Source organism: Kaistia terrae, assembly GCF_026344005.1.
Classification (GTDB): domain Bacteria; phylum Pseudomonadota; class Alphaproteobacteria; order Rhizobiales; family Kaistiaceae; genus Kaistia; species Kaistia terrae.
Genome location: NZ_JAPKNH010000001.1, coordinates 1 through 16,292 on the forward strand (window position 1 = coordinate 1; position 16,292 = coordinate 16,292).

General features: G+C 65.3%; 16 protein-coding genes. 8 read left to right on the forward strand and 8 right to left on the reverse strand.

Annotation, left to right across the window (positions count from 1 at the left end; genetic code table 11):
• The 3 genes from OSH12_RS00005 to OSH12_RS00015 form a co-directional block, all read right to left on the reverse strand.
• Positions 1-939, reverse strand: a 939-nt coding sequence (locus tag OSH12_RS00005) for a hypothetical protein (RefSeq protein ID WP_266341452.1), incomplete at its 3' end; no start/stop codon positions are given.
• A 45-nt stretch (positions 940-984) separates the two neighbouring features.
• A complete protein-coding gene (gene mutY, locus OSH12_RS00010) occupies positions 985-2,076 on the reverse strand; it encodes an A/G-specific adenine glycosylase (RefSeq protein ID WP_266341453.1) in 1,092 nt (363 codons plus the stop codon).
• A 7-nt stretch (positions 2,077-2,083) separates the two neighbouring features.
• Positions 2,084-3,724, reverse strand: coding sequence for an ABC-F family ATP-binding cassette domain-containing protein (locus OSH12_RS00015; RefSeq protein WP_266341454.1), 1,641 nt, complete (start codon positions 3,722-3,724; stop codon positions 2,084-2,086).
• A gap of 248 nt (positions 3,725-3,972) precedes the next feature.
• Here OSH12_RS00015 and OSH12_RS00020 point away from each other — a divergent pair, with 248 nt between their 5' ends.
• Entirely contained in the window at positions 3,973-4,788 is an 816-nt protein-coding gene (locus OSH12_RS00020; RefSeq protein ID WP_266341455.1) for a class I SAM-dependent methyltransferase, read from the forward strand.
• Here the strand turns inward: OSH12_RS00020 and OSH12_RS00025 are convergent.
• On the reverse strand, positions 4,785-5,708 hold the full coding sequence (locus OSH12_RS00025) for a LysR family transcriptional regulator (RefSeq protein WP_266341456.1): 924 nt from the start codon (positions 5,706-5,708) through the stop codon (positions 4,785-4,787). The two genes, OSH12_RS00020 and OSH12_RS00025, sit on opposite strands and share 4 nt — an antisense overlap.
• 110 nt (positions 5,709-5,818) lie before the next feature.
• Between OSH12_RS00025 and OSH12_RS00030 the strand changes: the two genes are divergently transcribed.
• Together OSH12_RS00030 and ppk2 are read left to right on the forward strand one after the other, a co-directional pair.
• Positions 5,819-6,535, forward strand: coding sequence for an SDR family oxidoreductase (locus OSH12_RS00030; protein WP_266341457.1), 717 nt, complete (start codon positions 5,819-5,821; stop codon positions 6,533-6,535).
• Between the two features lie 130 nt (positions 6,536-6,665).
• Positions 6,666-7,580, forward strand: coding sequence for a polyphosphate kinase 2 (gene ppk2 / locus OSH12_RS00035; protein WP_266341458.1), 915 nt, complete (start codon positions 6,666-6,668; stop codon positions 7,578-7,580).
• Between the two features lie 142 nt (positions 7,581-7,722).
• On the opposite strand, the gene smc is transcribed toward ppk2, so the two are convergent.
• From smc to OSH12_RS00050, 3 genes are all read right to left on the reverse strand, one after another.
• Positions 7,723-11,184 carry a chromosome segregation protein SMC gene (gene smc / locus OSH12_RS00040; RefSeq protein ID WP_266341459.1) on the reverse strand — a complete coding sequence of 1,154 codons (3,462 nt, stop codon included), beginning with the start codon at positions 11,182-11,184 and terminating at the stop codon, positions 7,723-7,725.
• Positions 11,185-11,346: 162 nt separating this feature from the next.
• Positions 11,347-11,985, reverse strand: coding sequence for a DsbA family protein (locus OSH12_RS00045; protein WP_266341460.1), 639 nt, complete (start codon positions 11,983-11,985; stop codon positions 11,347-11,349).
• A gap of 135 nt (positions 11,986-12,120) precedes the next feature.
• Complete coding sequence (locus OSH12_RS00050; protein ID WP_266341461.1) at positions 12,121-12,627, reverse strand: DUF721 domain-containing protein; 507 nt, start codon at positions 12,625-12,627, stop codon at positions 12,121-12,123.
• A gap of 159 nt (positions 12,628-12,786) precedes the next feature.
• Here OSH12_RS00050 and OSH12_RS00055 point away from each other — a divergent pair, with 159 nt between their 5' ends.
• The 5 genes from OSH12_RS00055 (at position 12,787) to atpF (ending at position 15,553) form a co-directional block, all read left to right on the forward strand.
• A complete protein-coding gene (locus OSH12_RS00055) occupies positions 12,787-13,248 on the forward strand; it encodes an AtpZ/AtpI family protein (protein WP_380224072.1) in 462 nt (153 codons plus the stop codon).
• Between the two features lie 58 nt (positions 13,249-13,306).
• Positions 13,307-14,059 carry a F0F1 ATP synthase subunit A gene (locus OSH12_RS00060; RefSeq protein WP_266341462.1) on the forward strand — a complete coding sequence of 251 codons (753 nt, stop codon included), beginning with the start codon at positions 13,307-13,309 and terminating at the stop codon, positions 14,057-14,059.
• A gap of 64 nt (positions 14,060-14,123) precedes the next feature.
• Positions 14,124-14,351, forward strand: coding sequence for a F0F1 ATP synthase subunit C (locus OSH12_RS00065; protein WP_266332970.1), 228 nt, complete (start codon positions 14,124-14,126; stop codon positions 14,349-14,351).
• A 92-nt stretch (positions 14,352-14,443) separates the two neighbouring features.
• Positions 14,444-15,055, forward strand: a complete 612-nt coding sequence (locus tag OSH12_RS00070; RefSeq protein ID WP_266341463.1) for a F0F1 ATP synthase subunit B — start codon at positions 14,444-14,446, stop codon at positions 15,053-15,055.
• 12 nt (positions 15,056-15,067) lie between these two features.
• Positions 15,068-15,553 (forward strand): F0F1 ATP synthase subunit B, encoded by a 486-nt coding sequence (atpF, locus tag OSH12_RS00075; protein WP_266341464.1) that lies wholly within the window; start codon positions 15,068-15,070, stop codon positions 15,551-15,553.
• Here the strand turns inward: atpF and OSH12_RS00080 are convergent.
• Complete coding sequence (locus OSH12_RS00080; RefSeq protein WP_266341465.1) at positions 15,546-16,262, reverse strand: ribonuclease HII; 717 nt, start codon at positions 16,260-16,262, stop codon at positions 15,546-15,548. The genes atpF and OSH12_RS00080 overlap by 8 nt on opposite strands.
• Between the last annotated feature and the right edge of the window lie 30 nt (positions 16,263-16,292).

A 16,292-nucleotide genomic window follows, 5' to 3' on the forward strand; every position in this document is an offset into this window, starting at 1 on the left:
AACAACGGCCGGTGTGTCCCGCCGCAGGGCGAATGCCGTCCGCCGCTGATCCGCGACAACAACGGTCGGTGCGTACCGCCGCAGGGCGAGTGCCGTCCGCCGCTGATCCGCGACAACAATGGCCGGTGTGTCCCGCCGCAGGGCGAGTGCCGTCGACCGATGATCCGTGATGACAACGGTCGTTGCGTGACGCCGCCGGGAGTTCGTCCTTGCCCGCGTGGCCAGGAGCGGGCCGACAACGGACGCTGCCGCCCGATCGCTGCCGTGGAATGCGGCGATGGACAGATCCGCCGGGGCGGCCGCTGCATCGATGCGCCGGTGCGGCCAAATCCCGACACGCCGAACTGCCGCCGTGGTCAGCGCCTTGTAGACGGTGTCTGCGTCGACGCGCGTCGTCCGCCGGTGCAGGAGTGCGCCGAGGGGGCCGTCTTGCGTCGCGGCCGTTGTGTGCCGGTTCAGCCGGACAAGCCGGATCGTCCGGTGCGGCCGGCTCCGGTCGAATGCGGCGCGGATCAGCGCCTGCGCAATGGGCGCTGCGTCGACATCAACCGCAAGCCGCCACAGACGCAGGATTGCCCGGACGGGACGGTCTCGCGTCGGGGCCGCTGCGTGCCGGTGAAGGCCGAGCAGCCGGATCGGGTTCGCCCGGCGCCGGTCGAGTGCGGGCCAAATCAGCGCCTGCGCAATGGGCGCTGTGTCGACGCGCAGCCCCAGCGCCAGCGGGATAACCAGCCGCAGCGGGATAACAACCGCCAGCAGCGGGATAACCCGCCGCAAAGGGATGCGCAGCCGGAACGGAAGCGGCCGGACTGCCCCGAGGGGACCACTTTCCGGCGCGGCCAATGCGTGCAGAACCAGCCGCAGGGTGGCGGCGATAACCAGCGGCCGCTGAACCGCATGCGCGAGCAGCTGGAAAAACTTCAGCAGCAACAGCAGCAATAGGCTGGGGTTCGGACCTGAAGAATGACGGCCGGCATCCGGCCGTCATTTTCGTTTGCAGGTCGCTCCCGGCGCGGCGGCCTCGATCGCCTTTTTCATCACGCTGGGCAGCGCCTCATGCGGCAGGTCTGCCGAACTTGCCCACCAGGCATCGCCCGGCGCCGGATGCGTATCCGGCAGGCGGGCATGCCAGATGTCGAGCGTCAGCCGGAAATGGGTGAAGACATGGATGACGGGCGCGGCGACGCGCTGCCAGTCGGCGGCGAGCGGCGCCGCTTCCGGTCCCTGTACCGTCTTTGCGCCCTGGATCCAGTCGGAGCCCGGCACCTCGGTCATGCCGCCGAGCAGGCCGCGTTCGGGCCGCTTGCGAAGCAAGATGGCGCCATCGGCGCGGATGGCGACGAAGGCAGCGCCGGCGCGCTCCGGCCTATCGGCCTTCTGCGCCTTGCGTGGATAGAGCTCTTCCGTGCCGCGCGCATGGGCGACGCAGGCTGTCTCCCAAGGGCAGAGCGAACAGGCGGGTCGCTTCGGCGTGCAGAGCGTGGCGCCGAGATCCATCATCGCCTGTGCATAGTCGCCTGCGCGCTTCGATGGCGTCAGTTGCGCCTGCAGTGCGGATATTTCCTTTTTGGCCCCCGGCAGCGGAGTGTCGACGGCAAAAATCCGCGACAACACGCGCTCGACATTGCCATCGACGACGGCGGCCGGCTCGTCATGGGCAATCGCGGCGATGGCGGCCGACGTATAGGCGCCGATGCCGGGCAGTTCGCGCAGGCCAGCCGATGTTTCGGGAAAGCGGCCGCCATGGTCGCGCAAAACCGTATCGGCGCAGGCCTTCAGGTTTCGGGCGCGCGAATAATAGCCGAGCCCGGCCCAGGCCTTCATGACATCCTCGGTCGGCGCGGCCGCAAGGTCGGCCACCGTCGGCCAGCGCGCGAGGAAGGCCTCGAAATAGGGCTTCACCGTCGTCACATTGGTCTGCTGCAGCATGATTTCCGACAGCCAGACCCGATAGGGATCCGGCTTCACGCCGGCGCGGCGCTCGGCCGGCGGCGTCCGCCAAGGCAGGCGGCGGGCATGGCGGTCATACCAGGCGAGAAGGTCGGCGGGGCGGGGCGGGCTGACGGACGGAATCATGCGCGGATCATGGTTGAAACGCCGCCATCGCGCCAGCATCAGCGCTTTTGAGCGGGAAGGCGATCCGACGCTCGATCCCGACCGCGTCGAGAAAGTCCTCGTCATGGCTGGCAATCAGCAACGCGCCGTCGAAATCCCGCAGGGCCGCCTCTATCGCCGCGATCGAATCAAGGTCGAGATGGTTGGTCGGCTCGTCGAGGATGAGCAGGCCCGGTGGCGTCGTGCCGCCGAGCACGCAGGCGAGCCCCGCTCGCAGCATCTCGCCGCCCGAAAGCGCATGAACCGGCTTCAGTGCCGCCTGGTTGCGATAGAGAAAGCGCGCCAGCACGGCATGGGCATGGTTGAGGCTGGCATCCGGGTTGAGGCGGCGGAAATTTTCGACGATCGATAGCGACGGATCGAGGAAACCGACGCTCTGGTCGAGCATGGCGCTGGCAATCGGGCGCTGCACGGTTCCTCTGGTCGGCTCAATGTCGCCTGCTGCAAGCCGCAGCACTGTCGATTTTCCGGCGCCGTTCGCACCGACCAGCGCGATCCGTTCCGGGCCGCTGATGGTCAGGCTGAATTCCTGGATCAAGGCCGGGCGGTCGGGATAGGCGAACTCGACTCCTTCGAAAGCAAGCACGATCCGACCCGCCGGCAGGTTGGTCGACGGTAGGCGCAGCGCAAGAGTCTCGACGCGCTCGAATTCCGCCTCGGCGCCGGAAAGTGCCGTCGCTGCCTCCTGTCGTTGGCGCTCGGCGCGCTGGCCGATCGCCCCGGCCGTGCGTTCGCTTCGATCGCGTTTGGCGTCGAGCAGGATTTTCGGCTGGTCATTTTTCGCGCGGTTCTTCGCGCCGCGACCGTCGCGCTTCTGCTGGCGCTCGACACTGGCCTGGATTCGGCGCTCGGTCGCTTTCGCATCGTGCCGTGCGATCTCGAGATCGCGCGCGGCGGTCTCCCGCTCGGCCGTCTTGCGCTCGGCATAGAGGTCGTAATTGCCGCCATAGATCCGCGCGCCGAGCGTCGAAAGCTCGACGATGCGGTCCATGTCGCGCAGCAGCGTTCGGTCATGGCTGACGACGATCGCGCCCTTCCTCCAGCCGGCAAGGATGCGCGCCACGGCAGAGCGTCCTTCGGCGTCGAGATTGTTGGTGGGCTCGTCGAGCAGGATCAGGTCCGGCTCGGCCAGCAACAAGGCCGCCAGCCCAAGCCGGGTGCGTTGACCGCCGCTCAGGCTGTCTATGGCGCGGGCCAGATCCAGTCCGGCGAGATCGACGGCGGCAAGCGCTTCGGCGAGGCGCGCTTCCAGCGTCCAGTCGGCGTTCGAAAAATCCTCGGCCGTGCCGAGCCCGCGTTCCAATCGGTCGAGCCGTTCGAGATCGGCGGCTATGCCGAGCGCGTTGACGACGGCCTCGCCGGGCAAGGGTTGCACGACCTGCCGCAGCAGGCCGATCCGACCGGCGCGATCGACGGTTCCGCCAGAAGGCAGAGCTTCGCCGGTGATGATCTTCAGCAGGGTCGATTTGCCGACGCCGTTGCGGCCGACGAGGCCGGTGCGTTCTGGCCCGAAGGAAATGTCGATGTGATCGAGGAGAAGGCGGCCGTCGGGAGTTGCGAACGACACATCATGCAGGGCCACGAGCGACGTGGCGGAGCGAATAGACATGAGAAATACCAGGAAATGGAGCGGGGCGCGGATAGGCGCGCCAAAACAGGCGGGATACGGCGGTTACGCCGTCGCGGTGGCCTGCTGCTTCATTGTCCTGAACTCCTGTCCTGTCGGTTCGCGATACATAGTCAATTTGCGGGGGATCGCCAAGGGCGGATTGCATGGCCGCCAAGGTGAAGATGCAGGCGCATCTTGCCGCTTTGAAACGGCCTTCTATCTACCCTTGGAACCGTTGTGGGGTGATCATGGCCAGCGACGTTGCACGTTTCGTCGGCGATATTCCCGAACACTACGATCTAGGTCTCGGTCCGGTTATTTTCGCAGGCCATGCGGAAGACCTCGCCCAGCGCGTCGAGGTCCATAATCCGACACTGCTGCTGGAAATCGCGGCGGGGACGGGCATTCTATCAAGGCAGCTTCGCGATCGATTGCCGGCCAGCGTGCGGATGACGGTAACGGATCTGAATGCGCCGATGCTCGAAAGAGCGCAGACGAAATTCCGGCCCGGCGAGCAGGTCGAATTCCAGACCGCCGATGCCATGGTGCTGCCGTTCCGAGACAATTCCTTCGATGCGGTCGTCTGCCAGTTCGGCGTGATGTTTTTTCCGGACAAGGACCGCTGCAATCGCGAGGTTCTTCGCGTTCTGGAGCCCGGCGGTAGCTATCTCTTCAACACCTGGGGCTCGCACGCCGACAATCCGTACGGCCGGATTGCGCATGAGACTGTCGCCAGTTTCTTCCCCGATGACCCGCCGCAGTTCTACAAGGTGCCGTTTTCCTGCCCCGACCCGGAGCCGATCCGCGCGTCGCTGGCGGAGGCAGGTTTCGTCGACATCGAGACCGTCTTCGTCGAGCGGCAAGGCGTGATATCCGACGCACGCGCCTTTGCGCGCGGGCTGGTCTACGGCAATCCGGCCATCGCCGAGATCCGGGGGCGCGGCGGCGTTGATCCCGACAAGATTGTCGAACGGATCGCGACAGCGCTTCGCCATGAGTTCGGCCCTGATCCCGGCCATGCGCGTCTCAAGGCGCTGGTGTTCGAGGCCCGGAAGCCGGACTAGCCGGTCACGTCCCAGGGGGCGACGGGCAGGAATTTCTCCACCAGAGCATCGACCACCACCCGCAGCTTGAGCGGCAAGGGACGCTGTGCTGGCCAGAGCGCGTGGATCGGCAGGGCATCGCTGGAAACCTCCGGCAATACCGTTTCGAGCGTGCCGGCCCGCAGCGCCGTCGCCACCAGCCAGCCCGGCAGGCAGCCAATGCCATGGCCGGCAAGCACGGCATCGGCAACCGCGTCCGAACGGTCGAGCGCGAGCCGGGACGAGACGGGTATGGTCCGGACCTTGCCGGCATGGTCCGTCAGCCGCCAGCCTGATGGCAGGCCGCGCCGGCGTTCCGTGATGCAGGCATGTTGCGCCAGATCGTCGATCGTCCGCGGCCGGCCGGCCCGCGCCAGATAGGCGGGAGCGGCGCAAAGCTGCGTCGTCTGCGTGCCCAGCCGGCGTGCGATCAGGCCGGAGGCATCGTCGAGCGCGCCGATGCGGACGCCGAGATCGATGCCCTCGGCGGTCAGGTCGGCCACGCGGTTGGAGAAACCGATGTCGAGTTCCAGCCGGGGGTGCCGGGCGGAGAGGTCGAGCAGCAGCGGCAGGATCCATTGCCGGCCGAACAGCACGGGGATCTCAATCCGCAGCAGCCCGGCGGGCTCGTCGGACCGCGCGGCGAGATTGGCCTCGGCTCCATCCAGTTCGGCCAGCGCCAGCAGGCAGCTTTCGCGGAAACGAACGCCTTCGTCGGTCAGGCTCAGGCTGCGGGTGGTGCGGTGAAACAGCCGCGTGCCGAGCCGTGCCTCCAGCCGTGCAATGCTCTTGCCGACGGCCGAGCGCGTCAGGCCAAGCCGTTCGGCGGCGGCGGTAAAGCTGCCGGCCTCGGCAGTTTCGACAAAGGCCACGATGCCTTCAAAGCGCGATGCGGAGAACATGTCTCATCATTCGGGAACTTCAATCCCGAGTAAAGGGAATGCTAGCCTGCATACGATCGCGGGGTGCGCGAATAATCTGTCCGGATGCTTCGCTTCGAAAGGACAGCACCTTGGCATTTCAGGACAGGACGGTTGCGATCATTGGCGGCGGCTCCGGCTTCGGCCTTCGCGTCGCGCATGGCGTGATCGCCGGCGGTGGCTCCGTCGTCATCGGCGGGCGGTCGGAAACGCGGCTCGCGCAAGCGGCGGCGCAACTCGGCCCCTCGGCGCGCGCAAAGACCGTCGATCTGGAAGACCGGGCCTCGATCGCCGACTTTTTCGAGGCGGTGGGTTCGCTGGATCATCTCTTCGTTCCGGCCGCGACCTACAAGGTCGGGCCCATCACGGCGCTTTCTGACGAGGATGCCGAGAGCCCGTTCCGGACCAAGTTCTGGGGCCAATACCACGCGGTGAAGGCGGCCATCCCGCGGATTTCGCAGGATGGCTCGATCGTGTTGATGGCGGGTGCTGCCGGCGCGCGGCCGCTGAAGGGCGCTGCCGCCTATGCCGCCTGCAACAGCGCGATCGAATCGCTTGGACGCGCGCTGTCGCTGGAACTGGCGCCGGTTCGCATCAATACGGTGTCGCCGGGCACGATCGACGGCCATCTCTGGCGCAGCCGCCCGGCCGAGGTCTACGAGTCGGCCTTCGCCCACTATTCGACGCTCACCGCGCTGGGTCGTCCGGGTACCGAGGATGAGGTGGCTGAGACGGTGCTGTTCCTGATGCAGAGCAGCTACATCACCGGATCGACGCTCTATCCCGACGGCGGCTACGCGCTGCGCTGAGCGGCTTCGCGGGGCTCGAAAAACGTTGGCGGCGGCTGATGTCATCCGGTGCTGTCACAATGCCGAAGTGGCTGTCACAAAACTGAAGCATGGACCTGTTCCTGTCGCCGCAAACAACAGGATATTGCCCATGTCTGAACGCGATCTGGAACAGCTTGCCCGCATCAAGGCGGAAATCGCCGATAGCTTCGACGAGGAACTGGAACTCCAGATGGAGGAGGACAGGCTCGACGAGCTGGTTGCCGAGGGCATGTCGGCCCCGGCCGAGTCGACGGTCGACCGGAAGATCTATTTCCGCGAGTTGTTCCGCCTGCAGCACGAACTCGTCCGGCTGCAGGATTGGGTCCAGCACAACAAGCTCAAGGTCGTCGTGCTGTTCGAGGGCCGGGACTCGGCCGGCAAGGGCGGCGCGATCAAGCGCGTCACCCAGCGGCTCAATCCGCGTGTCTGCCGGACTGTCGCCCTGCCTGCGCCGACCGAACGCGAGCGCAATCAATGGTATTTCCAGCGCTATGTTCCCCATCTGCCTACGGCCGGCGAGATCGTGCTGTTCGATCGCAGCTGGTACAACCGCGCCGGCGTCGAGCGGGTCATGGGCTTCTGCACCAAGGACGAACTCGACGAGTTCTTCCGTTCCGTGCCGGAATTCGAGCGCATGCTGGTTCGCTCGGGCATCATCCTGATCAAGTACTGGTTCTCGATCACCGACGAGGAACAGGAATTCCGCTTCAAGATGCGGATCCACGACCCGCTGAAGCAGTGGAAGCTCTCGCCGATGGACATGGAGAGCCGCGTCCATTGGGAGGACTACACGAAGGCCAAGGAAGAAATGCTGGCGCGCACGCATACGGCGGATGCGCCCTGGTGGGTGGTGCAGGCGGTCGACAAGAAGAAGGCCCGCCTCAACTGCATCGCGCACCTGCTGAACCAGATTCCCTATGGCGACGTCCCGAAGCCGGAAATCGAACTGCCGGGCCGCGTGCGCCACGACGATTATATCCGTCATCCGGTTCCGGCCGAACTCTACGTGCCGGAAATCTATTGATCGCAGCGCATGCCGGCGCCACGGGCGCCGGCATCGGACCCTAGAGCCGTTCATCGTTTCACGGAAACGCTGGACGGCTCTAATTCCTTGTTGGATCGCGTTTTCTTCACGCGAACCGGAGCCCACTTCGCTCGAAAACGCTCTAGACGGCCTCGCGGAACTGCTCGGCCGTTTCGAGATCGACCGAGACCAACTGGCTGACGCCGCGCTCGCCCATCGTCACGCCGAACAGCCGGTTCATCCGCGCCATGGTGATCGGGTTGTGGGTGATGGTGACGAAGCGGGTGTCGGTCGTCCGCGCCATCTCGTCGAGCAGGTTGCAGAAGCGCTCCACATTGTGGTCGTCGAGCGGGGCATCGACCTCGTCGAGCACGCAGATTGGCGCGGGATTGGTCAGGAACACCGCGAAGATCAGCGCCATCGCCGTCAGCGCCTGCTCGCCGCCGGAAAGCAGCGTCATCGTCTGCGGCTTCTTGCCGGGCGGGCTGGCCATGATTTCGAGGCCGGCTTCCAGCGGATCGTCGGATTCGGTCAGCTGCAGTTCGGCAGCGCCGCCGCCGAAGAGATGGGTGAACAGCCGCTGGAAATGAGCGTTCACGACATCGAAGGCGGCGAGCAGGCGCTCGCGGCCCTCGCGGTTCAAACTGGCGATGCCTTGGCGGAGACGGCGAATCGCTTCGATCAGGTCGTCGCGGTCCTTGATCAGCGCCTCGCGCCGCCCTGCCACTTCGACCGCCTCGTCATCGGCGCGCAGATTGACGCCGCCCAGCTTTTCGCGCTCCTGCCGGAGGCGGTCGAGACGAGTCTCCAACTGGCCCAGGTCCGGCATGGGAGCCGAGGGATCGATCTCGGCGAGCTTCACCACTTCATGCGGTTCGCAATCGAGGATCTCGAGGATGCGCGCCTCGATCTCTAGGCGACGTTCCTGCACCGCCTTCAGCCGTTCCTCGCCGCGCCCGCGCTGTTCGCGTGCCTCGGAAAGGGCGGTCATCGCGTCCTGGGACGCCTTGTCGAAGCCGGCCAAGGCCTTCTCGCCTTCGCGCAGCGCGTCGGCGGCGTCGCGCTTGGCGGCTTCCGCCTTGGTGATTTCGGAAAGCAGCGCCCGCCGCTTCTGCTCGATCGCGGCCGGAGCGTCAGCAAGTCCGGTGCGCTCGGTCTCGATCTCCTTGCGGCGGCCGGCGAGAATGCGGCCCTGGCTCTCGGCATTGATCGCGCGTTCCTGCCAGTTCTTCCGTTCTACCGCCATCGCCTCGAGACGGCGCCTGCGCACCTCCGTTTCCCGCGCAAGACCGTCGGCGGCGGCGCGGGCTTCGGAAAGCGCGCCACGTTCTTCGGCGACGGTGCCGCGCAGGATCATGACTTCCTGCTGGGCTGCGAGCGGATCGGCTGTTGCGGCGAGGGCGGCTTCCGCCCCCACGCGGTGAGCTTCGGCCTCTTCGACCGTCGAGGCGACGCGCTGGCGGGATTCCTCGACCGCCGTGCGGCGGCTGGTCAGGCGGCCGGCGTCGCGCTCAACCTGCGCCAGACGGCTTCGCGCTTCATCCAGCGTGCGCTGGGCGGCGCGGCCGGTTTCGCGGACCATGCGCTCCTGTTCCTGCGCGGTACGGGCGGCAAGGGCTGCCTGCGCCAGCACGGCCTGATGTCGTTCCACCTCGCCTCGCGCGCCGATCGCGGCTTCCTCCAGTTCAGCGAGGCGGTTGCGGTTGGCAAGCCGCATGGCGGCCGCCGTCGGCGCCTCGGCTGTCGCTACAAAACCATCCCAGCGCCAGAGGTCGCCTTCGCGCGAAACGAGAAGCTGGCCGGTCTTCAGCAGCTTTTGCAGAACCGGGCCGTCATCGCGGGAAACCAGGCCGGTCTGCGCCAGCGCACGGCTGAGCAGATCCGGCGCCTTGACCTTGGCGCCAAGCGGCTCAGCTCCGGCGGGAAGGGCGGGGTCGTCGCCCAGCGCGAAAACGCCGCGCCAGTGCGCCGCCATCGCCGAATCGTCGGAAGCATCGAGCGAATCGCCAAAGGCAGCGGCCAGTGCTGCCTCAAAACCCTTGGCGACAGAAAGCGTGTCGAGAAGCGGCGGGCGCTTACCGCCAGGTGCGCCCGAGCCGAGGATTTTGGCCAGAGTCCGCGCTTCGGTCTCGATGCCGGAAAGCGCACGCTCAGCCTCAGCCAGCGGTGCGCGCGTCGCGGTCTCGTTCTCGCGGGCCTGGGCGGATTGCCGCTCGGCAGCTTGTGCCTTGGCGTCGGCGGCCGAAACCGCCGCCTCGCCGACGGCGACAGCTTCCTGAGCCGGTGCGACGCCGGGTAGCTCCGCGATCTGGCGAACCAGCGTTGCAAGCTCGCGATCGACCTCGGCAAGCTGGCTTCGCGCACGCTCGGTGCGTTCGCCCGCCTCGCGATTCGTGCGCTCCAGTTCCGATTTTCGCGCCGCGATCACGGCATGCGTCGCGGTCGCTTCGGCCAGCTTGCGCTCGGTATCGGCCAGTTTGACCTCGGCCAATCTGCGCGCTTCGTTGGCCAGGGACTGCTTGTCGGCCGCGTCCTTGTCCTCGTTGCGAATTCCTTGCTCTTCGGCGTCGAGCCGCGTCAGGATTTCCGCGTTTTCGCGCACCATGCGCTCCTCGCGCAGAATGTCTTCGTTGAGCTGGGCGAGGCGGCGGTCGAGATCGACCAGCCGTTCCTTCATCCGCTTTTCGTCCGTGTCGAGCGCCTCGCGGGCAAGCGTGAGGCGTTGCAACGCGGCAGCGGATCCAGCCTCGGCTTCGCGCAGGCCCGGCAGGCCGCTGGCGGCGACAGCCTGGTCGCGCGCGGCCTTGGCCTGCGCCTCGCTACGCGTCACGACCGTTTCTCCGGCAGCCTGGAGAGCGGCTTCGGCCTCGCGCATCTGCAGCGCGGCGGCCAGCATGCGCAGATAAAGGACCGTCGCCTCCGTCTTGCGGATGTCGGCGGAGAGATTGCGGTAGCGATTCGCCTGCCGGGCCTGACGCTTCAGCGCTTCCAGCTGGTTTTCCAGCTCCGAGAGCACGTCTTCCAGCCGCTCAAGGTTCTGCTCGGCAGCGCGCAGGCGAAGCTCGGCCTCATTGCGGCGGGAATACAGGCCGGAAATGCCGGCGGCTTCTTCCAGTACGGCGCGGCGGGCCTGCGGCTTGGCCGAAATCAGTTCGCCGATCCGCCCCTGTCCCACCATGGCGGGCGAGCGGGCGCCGGTCGACGCGTCGGCAAACAGCAGCTGGACGTCGCGGGCGCGCACATCCTTGCCGTTGATCTTGTAGACCGAACCCGATTCGCGCTCGATCCGGCGCGTCACTTCGAGAATGTCGGCGTCATTGAAGGCGGCCGGCGCCATCCGGTCGTGATTGTCGACGACAAGCGTGACTTCGGCGGTGTTGCGGGCAGGGCGCTTGCCGCTGCCGGCGAAGATGACGTCGTCCATCCCGGACGCGCGCATGTTCTTGTACGAGCTCTCGCCCATCACCCAGCGCAGCGCTTCGACGAGGTTGGATTTTCCACAGCCATTCGGCCCGACGACGCCGGTCAGCCCCGGCTCGATCAGGAAGTCAGTGCCTTCGACGAAGGATTTGAAGCCGTGGACGCGGAGCCGCGTGAATTTCATGACGCGGGACCGGACCTGGAGGGGAGGGACTGCAAGCGGAGAAACTGCATAGGAAAAACCCTCCCCTGGTGGGGAGGGCCAATAGTCAGGACAAGCGAAAGACCGATCTCGCGAAATCGCGGCTGCGGCTTCGCGGGTCGGGTTGCGATCCGGTGCTGCCGATCAACCGGCCAGCAGCTTGTCCATTTCCTCGATCGAGAGAGCACCCGGATGCCTGGCCCCGTTGATGAAGAAGGTCGGGGTGGAATTGACGCCGAATTCGTTCGCGCCGCGATCCTTCACCGCATTCACGCCATCGAGCAGAGCCTGATTCTTCAGGGTGAGCTCGAACGTCTCCTGCGTGAAACCAACCTGCTTGGACAGCTCGAGCAGCGCCGGAACGGGGTTCTCGACGAAAGCCCACTTTTCCTGCTGGTCGAACAGCAGGTCGACCATCGGGAAGAAATTATTGTTGGGGGCCGAGTGCGCCAGCATGATCGCGGCGGTCGCCAGCGGATCGAGCGGGAAGTCGCGGAGAATGAAGTGAACCTTGCCCGTGTCGATGTACTTCTCTTTGAAGGGCTTCCAGGTCGTGTCGTGGAAATGCTTGCAGTGCGAGCAGGTCAGCGACATGTACTCGACGACGGTGATGGGAGCCTTCGGGTCGCCCATCGTGTTGTCACCGAGCGGGCCGGGCTTCAGCAAGGCCGCGAGATCTACCGTGTCGGCGGCGTGGGCCGAGCGCGGCAGCATCGAAACGGCGCCGATGGCCAGCGAACCGGCCCCGACCTGACCGAGAAACTGTCTGCGATTGAACTTCAAGATCCTGCATCTCCTATTGCCCCGGCGCTCAATGGCGTCCGGACAGCGGAATGAATGACACGCCTGACGCGAAACCTACCACATCAAATATGGCGTTTCTCAGTTTGTTGATCGCCCGGCCACAGCCTGCGGTCGTCACGGCCGCCTGGCGGAACCGTAGACGCCGCGACCCAGCCGAGCCAGCGCCTCCCGCAAGCCGTCGCTCTCCACGGAGGCTACGGTGTCGGCGACGATCGCCTCGTCGGCCCGTGAGAGAGGCGGCGGGGCTGTGACCGCCTTGCGCGGCGCCGAGACGACGCCCTGGACGATCTTCAGCTGCGACACGGCGCCGAAGCCGAGGAAGCCGTTGATCCGGTCCAGCATCACGCTGGTTTCATGCTGCAGATAGATGGCCATGCCCGAATCGACCCGGATGACCAGCGTCGCGCCGGCCGGCGCCTTCGTCTGGTCTCGGCGTGGCCAGGTGATCTTTTCCGGCATCGTCGTCGTGGCATAGCGGGGACCGACGATGTCGGCCCAGGCCGAAATCAGGTCGGCGGTCGCGAATCCGCGCTTGGCGCAAATTGGCGCTATGACACTGCCGATCAGCGCTCCGATCGATCGGGCGCTGCGATTGCCCTTGGGGTTCGAATTGTCACTCATGGTTATCTTGTCGCACGATGGCGAGCCGCTGTGAACGTGCCGCCCGTCAGGGATTCGCTGATTCCGTCAAAATGTCTCAGTAGCGATTTGATTAAGTCAAATGATATCAATGGGTTGCGATCGCCTTCCGGCTTCTTGACACGGGTTGGAGGCGTCACTATGGTGCGCGCGGTTTCGGGGCGGAACAAGCTTTGTGAGGCTTTCTCGACACTTGGCAAGGATGACGCGATGAGCGACACAGGTTCGCCGGGTGACGGAGAGAAGATCAGGCGGATGGCCGAGGACGAAGCTGCGCTATCTGCAAGGTTGCGCGCGCTCGGTCAAAAGCTCGACAAGGTCCAGGAAGAAGCGAAAGCTGCTGAACGGGCCCAGCCGTCGAACGATGTCAATGCGCAGGGTATGCGTCTGGCGTTTCGTATCGTCGGCGAGTTCGTATCGGGCGTGTTGGTCGGTGCCGGTCTTGGCTGGCTGATCGACTACTGGCTGGGTACGGCTCCTTGGGGGATGATCGTGCTCTTGCTGCTCGGTTTCGTCGCAGGCGTTCTGAACGTGTTGCGCGCGGTCGGCAAAGTGGCGCCGCCAGAGGCTCGGCAGGTATCGAGCCGTGGCAAGAAGCAGTAGTTACCAATAGGGTCGCGGCACAGGCTGCGGTCAGACTCAGGCGAAGAAGGCGGGCTCGGTGGCTAACGATCCGATCCATCAGTTTCACGTTAAGGAATACTTCCCGCTCGGCACGTTCGGCGGAATGGAATTCCATTTCACCAATTCTGCCTTCGCCATGGGTGCGACGGTTGCGATTGTGGTGGGTTTTCTGACCCTCGCTACTGCGAAGCGGAGCCTGATTCCGGGTCGTCTGCAGTCGGTCGCGGAACTCGCTTATGAGTTTGTCGCCGGAACGCTTCGGTCGAGCGCCGGCAAGGAGGGGATGCGGTTCTTCCCCCTCGTGTTCTCGCTGTTCATGTTCATCCTGGTGGCGAACTTCTTCGGAATGTTCCCCTATTTCATGACGGCTACCAGTCAGATCATCGTGACATTCGCCCTCGCCATGACGGTCATGTTGACCGTCGTCGTCTATGGCTTCATGCGTCACGGCTTTGGTTTCCTCGGCCTTTTCGTGCCGAGCGGCGTTCCGATGGCGGTCGTTCCGCTGGTATCGGCGATCGAGGTCATCTCGTTCCTTTCCCGTCCGATCAGCCTTTCGGTTCGTCTCTTCGGCAACATGCTTGCCGGACATATCACGCTCAAGGTTTTTGCCGGCTTCGTCGCCAGCATGGCCTCGCTCGGCGCGCTTGGCGTCGGCGGAGCGATCCTGCCGCTGGTCATGACGGTCGGCCTGACGGCTCTCGAATTCCTGGTGGCGTTCCTCCAGGCCTACATCTTCACGGTCCTTACCTGCATGTATCTGAACGACGCCCTCCATCCCGGGCATTGATCAGCAGGTCGGCGAAGGTACACACGTTCTTCCAACCCGAAATTACGACTTCAAGGAGCATAAAATGGAAGCGGAAGCTGCAAAGTTCATCGGTGCTGGTCTTGCCTGCTTCGGCATGGCCGGAACGGCTCTCGCCCTCGGTAACATCTTCTCGAGCTACCTGACGGGCGCACTGCGCAATCCGTCGGCTGCTGACGGCCAGTTCGGCCGCCTCATCCTCGGCTTCGCCGTGACTGAAGCGCTCGGCATCTTCTCGCTGCTCGTCGCTCTGCTCCTGCTCTTCGTGGTCTGATCCCGTCAGGCCGCCTTCGGGCGGCCGGGTGAAGCCTCATGCGGCGGCCTCGTGCCGTCGCATGTGTTTTATATTACGATCTGGGGTCTTCGATGACTTGGTTCATCTCGCCTGCCCACGCCGAGGATGCCGCGCCCGCGTTGGCTCCTGCCGTCGTTTCGCCGGCGCCGACTGAGACACATACCGAGGTCGGGCACGAAGCAGGCGTGAAGGCACCTTTCCCGCCCTTCGACACGCAGAAGTACCCGTCGCAGATCTTTTGGTACGTAATCTGCTTCGGTCTGCTGTATCTCCTGATGAAGCGCTTCCTGGTGCCGCGTCTCAGCACCATCGTTGAGGGCCGCGCCACGCGGATCGCCAACGATGTGGAAGAAGCGCAGCGCCTTCGTGTCGAGTCCGACAAGGCTCTCGGCACCTATGAGAAGGCTCTGGCCGACGCTCGTTCCTCCGCCCATGCCATTGCACAGGCCGGAACGGACGAGGCGAAGGCTGCTGCTGTGAAGCAGCGCGCCGATATCGAGTCCTCGCTGACCGCGAAGCTCGATGCCGCTGAAGCGCGGATTGGCGAGATCAAGGCGAAGGCACTCGGCGACGTCGGCTCGATTGCCGAAGAAGCCGCTGCGGCCGTTGTCACGGCTCTGTCGGGTAATCAGCCGAGCGCGGATGAGGTGGCAGCTGCCGTCTCCGCCGTCTCGTCGAAGTAGGGGCACACGAGCATGTCTATTGATGCTTCCTTTTTTGCCCTTGTCGGCCTGATCCTTTTCTTCGTGCTGCTGGCATTTGTCGGCGTACACACGAGCATCGGCAAGGCACTCGATAAGCGCTCCGAGAGCATTGCCAAGGACCTCGACGACGCCAAGCGTCTCCGCGAGGAAGCGGCGGCTCTGCTCGCCGACTACCAGAAGCGGGCACAAGAGGCGGAAGCCGAGGCCCAGACCATCGTCGAGAAGGCACGCCGCGAAGCCGCGGCGCTGGCCGACGAGGCGAAGGTCCAGATGGAAGATTACGTCACGCGCCGCACCAAGATGGCCGAGGACAAGATCACCCAGGCCGAACATCAGGCTCTGCAGGAAGTGAAGGCGCTGTCTGCCGATGTCGCGATCGCAGCTGCGGAAAAGATCCTGGCGGCCAAGCTCAAGGGCACGGCCGGCGCTGATCTGGTTGCCTCGTCGATCGCCGACGTGAAGAACCGCCTCAACTAACGAGGAATTCCTCGTCGAAGCATTCAACGCCGTCGGCTCTGCCGGCGGCGTTTTCGTTTGTGAGGACAGCGCGGACGGGCGCGAAGCTCGTGCGGTGCAGCGGGCAGGCGCCGAGGCTCGTCAATGCAGCCATGTGCACGGCTGTCCCGTAGCCGACATGCCTCTCGAAGCCATAGTCGGGATAGTGAAGTGCCGCCCGCACCATCATCCGGTCGCGCGTCACCTTGGCGACGATCGAGGCAGCGGCGATGGATACCGAGCGTCCGTCGCCCTTGACGAAGGCCTCGCCCCGGCAGCCGAGGCCGGGCGGAACGTCGATGCCGTCGACGATGACATGATCCGCCACATGGGGCAGGCCATTCACCGCTCGCGCCATCGCCCAGAGCGTTGCCTGACGGATGTTGGTCGTATCGATACGAAGCACGGACGCCGCGACGACGGAGACATGGGCGGATGCCATGATCTGCTCGAATAGCGCTTCACGCGCCGCTGCAGACAGCTTCTTCGAATCGTTCAGTCCGTCCGGAATCTTCTTCGGATCGAGGATCACGGCGGCCGCGACCACAGGGCCGGCAAGCGGCCCGCGTCCGACTTCGTCGACGCCGGCAATGGCCTTGTGGCCAGCCCGGCGCAGGCGCCGCTCGATGGCGTCCGTGGGGACGGGCGGTAGCTCGAACAGGAGCTGCGATTCGGTTGTGCGACGTGCCATCCGGGCAAGTTCCTCGACGCGGCAACCGAA